General features: G+C 67.6%; 7 protein-coding genes. 6 read left to right on the forward strand and 1 reads right to left on the reverse strand.

What is annotated here, in order from left to right; all coding sequences use genetic code 11:
• Positions 1-80 precede the first annotated feature (80 nt).
• The 6 genes from AB7V09_RS09995 (at position 81) to AB7V09_RS10020 (ending at position 6,105) form a co-directional block, all read left to right on the forward strand.
• On the forward strand, positions 81-2,609 hold the full coding sequence (locus tag AB7V09_RS09995) for a transglycosylase domain-containing protein (protein WP_419143651.1): 2,529 nt from the start codon (positions 81-83) through the stop codon (positions 2,607-2,609).
• Positions 2,610-2,858: 249 nt separating this feature from the next.
• Complete coding sequence (gene rpsF / locus AB7V09_RS10000) at positions 2,859-3,146, forward strand: 30S ribosomal protein S6 (protein ID WP_003788455.1); 288 nt, start codon at positions 2,859-2,861, stop codon at positions 3,144-3,146.
• Between the two features lie 27 nt (positions 3,147-3,173).
• A complete protein-coding gene (locus AB7V09_RS10005) occupies positions 3,174-3,779 on the forward strand; it encodes a single-stranded DNA-binding protein (RefSeq protein ID WP_003788452.1) in 606 nt (201 codons plus the stop codon).
• An 86-nt stretch (positions 3,780-3,865) separates the two neighbouring features.
• Complete coding sequence (gene rpsR, locus AB7V09_RS10010) at positions 3,866-4,102, forward strand: 30S ribosomal protein S18 (protein ID WP_003783656.1); 237 nt, start codon at positions 3,866-3,868, stop codon at positions 4,100-4,102.
• Positions 4,103-4,117: 15 nt separating this feature from the next.
• Positions 4,118-4,573 (forward strand): 50S ribosomal protein L9, encoded by a 456-nt coding sequence (gene rplI / locus AB7V09_RS10015; protein WP_003788450.1) that lies wholly within the window; start codon positions 4,118-4,120, stop codon positions 4,571-4,573.
• Between the two features lie 290 nt (positions 4,574-4,863).
• The gene (locus tag AB7V09_RS10020; RefSeq protein ID WP_419143652.1) at positions 4,864-6,105 is read left to right on the forward strand and encodes a DDE-type integrase/transposase/recombinase; all 1,242 of its coding nucleotides are present in this window, start codon (positions 4,864-4,866) and stop codon (positions 6,103-6,105) included.
• Between the two features lie 145 nt (positions 6,106-6,250).
• Here the strand turns inward: AB7V09_RS10020 and AB7V09_RS10025 are convergent, their stop codons facing one another.
• Positions 6,251-7,249: a hypothetical protein gene (locus AB7V09_RS10025; RefSeq protein ID WP_419143653.1), complete on the reverse strand. Its 999-nt coding sequence runs from the start codon at positions 7,247-7,249 to the stop codon at positions 6,251-6,253.
• Positions 7,250-7,478: the final 229 nt, after the last annotated feature.

Raw genomic sequence — 7,478 nt, forward strand, 5'->3', positions numbered from 1 at the left:
TATGTCGCAACCGGAGCGTTATCCCCCGCGCCGTCGCGGCACCCAGTCACCTCCATGACATCAACCGAAACGAGGAGCGCGTGGCAGAAGGCACGAGTGGGAGCGGACCCAGCCGCCCCGTCGGCAACAAGCTGACCCAGGTGGCCAGCGCCGGTCGGCATACCCTGGGCAGGGTCTCGGGGGGCGGTAAGAAGCCCGGAAAGGGGCGCAAGCCGTCGAAGGCCGAGCGCTCCAAGGACGCCGCCTCGGGGCGTAAGCGCCGTTTCTTCAACTACCCCCGCGCCGGCAAGGGCAAGATTCACCGCTGGATTCCCAGCTGGCGGTTCGTCCTGGGCGTCTTCCTGCTGGGGGTGCTCAGCACTGTCGGCGCCTTCATGTGGGCCTACAACACCATCAAGGTGCCCAAGCCCAGCGAGTTCGCGCTGGCTCAGAGCAGCACGGTCTACTACGCCGACGGAACCACGGAGATGGGGAAGTTCGCGGAGATCAACCGGCAGTCGGTGGACGCTTCCACCCTGCCGGACTATGTGGGCAACGCGGTGGTGGCCTCCGAGGACCGCTCCTTCTACTCCAACAAGGGCGTCGACCCCAAGGGCATCGCGCGCGCCCTCATCAACAACCTGCGCGGAGGCGACACCCAGGGCGCCTCGACCCTGACGCAGCAGTACGTGAAGAACTACTACGTCGACACCACCAGCTCCTACTCCGGCAAGTTCAAGCAGGCCATCATGGCCATCAAGATCGACCGGGAGAAGCCCAAGAAGGAGATCCTGGGCGACTACCTCAACACGGTCTACTACGGCCGTGGCGCCTATGGAATCGAGGCCGCCTCGCAGGCCTTCTTCCACCATCCCGCCAAGGACATGAGCCCCTCGGAAGCCGCGCTCCTGGCGGGGATCCTGCCGTCGCCCAGCGCCTGGGACCCGGCCGAGAACCCGGACAAGGCCAAGGAGCGGTGGGGGCGAGTCCTGCAGTTCATGCTCGACGACGGCTACATCACCCAGGCCCAGTACAACGAGGCCAAGCAGACGGGTATGCCGGACGTCAAGGAGTCCCAGACCAAGCAGGTCTACGCCGGCACCAACGGCTACCTGCTGCAGATGGTGCGCTCCGAGCTCGAGAACAAGGCCAAGATCTCGCCGGAGCAGATCGACACCGGCGGCTTCAAGATCGTCACCACGATCAACCAGAAGGACCAGGAGGCCGCCGTCAACGCGGTCAACTCCCTGCCTCCTGGCGCCTCGCCGAACCTGCGCAAGGCGCTGGTGTCCATCGACCCCAAGACGGGCGGTCTGCTGGCGCTCTACGGGGGTGATGACTATCTGACCAGTCAGGTCAACACCTCGACCGATGCCATCGCCCAGGCCGGCTCCACCTTCAAGCCCTTCGCGCTGGTGGCCGCCCTGGAGAACGGGTGGTCCTTGAACAGTGGTTATCCGGCCACCTCGCCGATGACCATCGAGGGCCATCAGTTCCAGAACTTCAAGAACGTCTCCCTGAAGTGGGCCAGCCTCACCCAGGCCACGGAGCAGTCGCTCAACACCCCCTACCTCCAGCTCAATCAGGAGCTCATGAATGCCGAGGACCTGGAGGAGGGGATCACGGCCAAGGTGGCGAACCGTGCCGGCTACCCGGAGAACACCCAGGGGCTGAAGACCCCGGAGCAGCGGACTCTTGTCCAGAACGTGCTCGGCTCGGCCTCCCCGCACACGATCGATATCGCGACGGCCTACTCCACCTTCGCCTCGCAGGGCATCCGGCACGACACCCACATCGTGGCCTCCCTCAAGAACCCCGATGGCACGGATCGCTACACGGCGGACACCAAGGGGCATCGTGAGTTCGACGAGGACGTCATGGCGGATACGACCTACGCCCTCCAGCAGGTCGTCTCCGGCCCGAACGGCAGTGCGGACAAGGTGGCCGCCAAGATGGATCGCCCGGTTGCCGCGAAGACCGGATCGTCGTCGGACAACAAGTCCGCCCAGTTCGTGGGCTTTACTCCGCAGGTGGTCACCGCGGTGACCCTCTACCAGACGGGAACGGACGGCTCGGAGGAGTCGATCGAGCCCTGGGGGGAGTACGACGAGATCACCGGCTCGACCTACCCGGCGGACATTTTCATCGACTACATGAATGTCGCGCACGAGGGGTTGGAGGTTGAGGACTTCCCGCCGCCGGCCGAGCTGCTGGCCACCCGTGGTGGAACGGTTCCGCAGACCGCCAAGCCCACCGGTGAGCCGGAGGAGGAGGCGACTACGACCCCCACCGCTCCGCCTGAGGCGACTGCGACCCCCACCCCGCAGCCGACCACTGAGCCGACGCCGCAGGGCACCCCGCAGCCTGACGGGAAGCAGACCGAGCAACCGGACTCCGAGAAGAAGCCTGGAGGAGACCAGGGCGGTAATGGTGGCGACCAGGGCGGCGGCAACAATGGCGGCGACCAGGGTGGCGACCAGGGCGGCGGCGGCAACCGCGGCAACCCCGGCGACCAAGGCGGCGGCGGCAACCGCGGCAACCCCGGCGACCAAGGCGGCGGCAACAATGGCGGCAACGGTGGAAACAACGGCGGCGGTAATAACGGCGGCAACCAGGGCGGCGTCCTCTAGCGCCTCGCTGTCCGCCGACTGATCCCGTCCGCCCGCGGAAGCCTGACGGTGGGCCGATGACGTGTTGTATGGCACGTCGTCGGCCCACCGTCTCGGCTTTCAGGGCCACCCGGTTGTCCGGTAATGTGGCGAACTGGCTGCGCCGTCGGGCGGATGGACCTCTGTTCACCGGATGGTGCGCCGCACGCATCACCCTCCTGTCACGGAAGGACCGTGACCGCCACAGACCAGAGGAGGTGGGTACCAAGCATGCGTCACTACGAGATCATGATCATCCTCGACCCCGAGACGGACGAGCGCACCGCCAACGCGACGCTCGAGAAGCTGCTGCAGGTCGTCCCCAGCAACGGGGGCACCGTGGACAAGGTCGACATCTGGGGCAAGCGCCGGCTGGCCTACGACATCAAGAAGAAGTCCGAGGGCTTCTACGCCGTCGTGGACATGACCACCACGCCCGAGATCGCCCAGGAGCTCGACCGCCAGCTCGGCCTCAACGAGACCGTTCTGCGCACCAAGCTGCTGCGTCCCGAGGCCTGAGCCTCTACCGGGAACGGAGACAACGCCATGGCCGGAGACACCATCATCACCATCATCGGGAACCTCACCGCGGACCCCGAGATGCGCTTCACGCCCTCCGGGGCAGCGGTGGCCTCCTTCACGGTCGCCTCCACGCCGCGTACCTTCGACCGCCAGGCCGGCGAGTGGAAGGACGGGGAGACCCTGTTCATGCGCTGCTCGATCTGGCGTGACGCCGCGGAGAACGTGGCCGAGTCGCTGACCAAGGGCACGCGCGTCATCGTCCAGGGCCGGCTGGTCCAGCGCTCCTACACCACCCGTGAGGGCGAGAACCGCACGGTGGTGGAGATGCAGGTCGATGAGATCGGCCCCTCCCTGCGCTACGCCAAGGCCCAGGTCACCCGCCAGCCGCGCGGCGGCGGCCAGGGTGGCTTCGGCGGCGGTCAGGGCGGCCCTCAGGGCGGAGGCTTCGGCGGCAACCAGGGCGGTCAGGGCGGATACAACCAGGGCGGCCCCCAGCAGGGCGGCTACAACGGCGGTGGCGGCTTCGGCGGTCAGGGCCAGTCCGGGTACAACGCCCCCGCCGGCGGCGCCGCGGACGACCCGTGGGCCACGGGCGGCTCCACCTCCTTCGGTGACGAGCCCCCGTTCTAAAGCCGCGACGTCGTCGTCCCGTTCCCTCTCACACAACACTTTTCATCTCGTAGAGCGCTCAAGCGCTCAGACCAAGGAGTACCACCATGGCGAAGCCCCAACTTCGCAAGCCGAAGAAGAAGGTCAGCCCCGTCAAGGCCATCAAGGTCGGCACCATCGACTACAAGGACACCGCCACGCTGCGGAAGTTCATCTCCGACCGCGGCAAGATCCGCGCCCGTCGCGTCACCGGCGTCTCCGTCCAGGAGCAGCGCAAGATCGCCAAGGCCGTGAAGAACGCCCGCGAGATGGCTCTGCTGCCCTACTCGAGTTCGGCTCGCTGATCGGAGGCACGCGCAATGACCACCAAGCTCATCCTCACGCACGACGTCTCCCACCTCGGCTCCGCCGGCGAGGTCGTGGAGGTCAAGGACGGCTACGCCCGTAACTACCTCCTGCCCCGCAAGCTGGCCACCCCGTGGACCAAGGGCGCCCAGCGCCAGATCGACCAGATGGCCGAGGCGCGCCGCAAGCGCTCCATCGAGTCCCTCGAGCACGCCCAGACCGCTCGAGCCTGGCTGCAGGAGAACGTCGTGACCGTCTCCGCCACCGCCGGTGACAACGGCCGCCTCTTCGGCGCCATCACCACCGCGACCCTGGCCGACGCCGTCAAGGCAGCCGGCGGCCCCGCCGTCGACCGTCGCAAGATCCAGGTCGTGCCGCCGATCAAGTCGACCGGCCGTCACAGCGCCTCCGTGCGCCTGCACGCCGACGTCGTGGCCCCCCTCGAGGTCAACGTCGTCCCCGCGCGCTGAGCGCCGGGCATCCTTCCGCCGTCGGGCCGGGTCCTCCCCGTGGGGGCTCCGGCCCGACGGCGTTGTCCTGGGTCGTGCTGGGTCGTACAGCGTCGTGCCGGCGGTCCGGATCGTAGGGTAGGTCGCGACGTCGTACCCTTAACCCTCTGTGTTGTCTCATGACTTCTGAGAGTTTCGGATGTCATGACATCTGAGACACTGGTGGGGTGGGTTGCCTGGGGGTTATGGGTAACTCGATTTCGCCGTCTCGGCGTGAGCAGGTCATAGGTTTTGACTCCAGGACCAGTGGGATGAGCGTGGAGGAGTTCTGCGCTCAGGTGGGTATCTCGCGGGCCTCGTTCTACCGGATACGCCGACGCGCTGAGCACGAGGGCCTGGCTGCCGCGCTGACGGCGCGCTCACGGGCCCCGCACCACCCGGCGCGGGTGTGGGACCAGGGCACTGATGAGCGCATCGCCCAGGTTCGCGCCGACCTGCTCGCCGCCGGCCGGGAGGCGGGTCCGGCCTCGGTGTGGTGGGTGATGAGCCAGGGCGCCAGCGTTCCGGCTCCCTCTCGCGCGACGATCGCCCGCAGCCTGCGCAGAGCCGGCCTGGTGGTCCCCGCCCCGCGCAAGCGGCCCAGGACGTCGTACAAGCGCTTCACCCGCAGCGCGGCCAACGAGCTGTGGCAGATCGACGGCTTCCAATGGCGCCTGGAGGACCGTCTGGTGACCGTCTACCAGGTCGTTGACGACTGCTCGCGGGTCATCACCGCCCTGAGGGCCTGCTGGGGCGGTGAGAGCGTGGCAGGCGCCCGCACGGTCCTTGAGGAGGCCTTCGCCACCTGGGGGCGCCCGGCGGCGATCCTGTCGGACAACGCACTGGCGTTCAACACCAGCCGTATCACTGGACCGGGAGCCACCGAGAAGTGGCTGGCATCCCTGGGGGTGCGTCCCATCAGCGGGCGGGTGGGCCACCCTCAGACCCAGGGCAAGGTCGAGCGCTCCCACCAGCCGGCAGCCGCCTGGCTGCGCGCCCACCCGGCCAGCACCCTTGAGGAGCTCAACGCCGAGCTGGACCGCTTCACCAGCTACTACAACACCGAGCGCCAGCACCAGGGCCACGGCATCGCACTGACCCCGCTGAGGGTATGGGCGCAGACCCCCAGGGCGCTGGCCAGCCCAGCCCCCATCGACCTGGAGCGCCTCCCAGCCGGCGGCGGCCCCATCAGCCTGCCCGACCCCACCGACCCGACCGGCTCGGATAGTGCCGTGGACCGCGCCCGACGCACCGTGATGTCCAACGGGTGCGTGTCCTACAAGGACCGTGCACTGTCACTGGGCCAGACCATGCGCGGCATCGAGGTCACCCTGATCGAGTACCCCACGCGCCTGGACCTCTACGACCCCGACGGACGCCGCTTCGTGTCCCTGCCCTGGCCCCAACCCACCCAGAGGCAGCAAGGCAACCGCTCCACCATCGACACCAAGAAACCGCCCTACAGACTCATCCCACTACCACCCCGACGCCCCCGAACGTCTCACAGGTCATAACCCCCACCGGTGTCTCAGAAGTCATGACACCCAAATGTCTCAGATGTCATGACACCCAAATGTCTCAGAAGTGAGGAGACAGCACAGTACCCTTAACCCTCGACCTCGAGGCATAAGGCACGACGGGGCGGTCGGGAGCCGGCGATCATCTCCACAGGTCTGCTACGGGACGCGCGCTTCGGGCGACGGCGGCGGGGAAGAGAGTCAGGAGCCGGGCGCGCAGCACGTCGAGGTGCGTGAAGTCCGCCCAGATGAAGCGCTCGATGCGCCAGCCCATGCGAGTCAGGGCGTCCTGGCGCTGCTTCTCCTGCCACAGGTCCTCCGGGTCCCTGTACTTGATCCGCCCGTCGAACTCCGCCACTACCCGGTACTCCGGCCAGGCCTCATCGGGGAAGTAGAGGCGGGAGTGGTGGACGTCCGTGATCGCCATCTGAATGCGCGGAGCCGGCAGGCCCAGAGCGCGCACCAACCAGTGCAGCAGCGACTCGCCCGGTGATTCGGTGAAGGCCGAGGCCATGGCGACGACGGCACGTGCGCGCCGCGCCCCGGCACGTGGGCCCTGCGCCGCAATGGTGGCTTGGAGCTGATGCCGGGCAGCCTCGACTCGGCGGCTCGACTGGGAGTACTGGTATCGCGATGGACGGGCGATAGCGCGGAGCGCCGACTCGACCACGCACACCGAGTCGTGGGCGGGAAGGTCGAAGGCGCAGTCAACTGCGGTCCGTCCCAAGGTGCTCACAGGCAGGCCCGAGACGGTGGTGATGTCCTTCTGCGGCAGCGTCAGGTGTCGTCGTCGCAGGTAGGCGAGGCGTTGTGCTCCCGGCGGGAGGGGGAGCTCCTGGTGGGGATGGTGCGGACTTGAGGGGACGACGACGCTGACGTCCGGCTCACGTTCCCGCAACCACAGACCATGAACGAGTGCGGCCGACTCGTGGCTCAGGCAGCGCGCGGACGTGACCTGAAGGCAGGCGGCCGCGCAACGAGCCAGACTGAGACGCGCGCCGGCCTCCCAACGGGGCAGGTCCTGAGCGCCGATATCCCCATAGACACCACGAAGGAGCCTGACGGGGTTGCGCATGGCGGCCGGTGGGCCGGCGGACACGACAACGGGAGGCAGTTGAGGCGGTTCGGGATAGGGCTCCATACGGCAAGCGTGATGGGCGGGTGGATGAGGTGGCTACTGCAGTGTCGGAGCCCTGTGGATGCAGCAGGGAACGGACAGCACTGTGGCCACGGGGTGACGGCCTCGTGCTGGCTGCCCGGATCGTAGGGTAGGTCGCGAGGTCGTACCCTTAACCCTCTGTGCTGTCTCCTCACTTCTGAGACATTTGGGTGTCATGACATCTGAGACACTCACTCAGGCGGGAACCCGG

Origin of the sequence: Actinomyces sp. SKVG-SVH-4(1) (assembly GCF_048514265.1) — a bacterium.
Lineage (GTDB): Bacteria > Actinomycetota > Actinomycetes > Actinomycetales > Actinomycetaceae > Actinomyces > Actinomyces oris.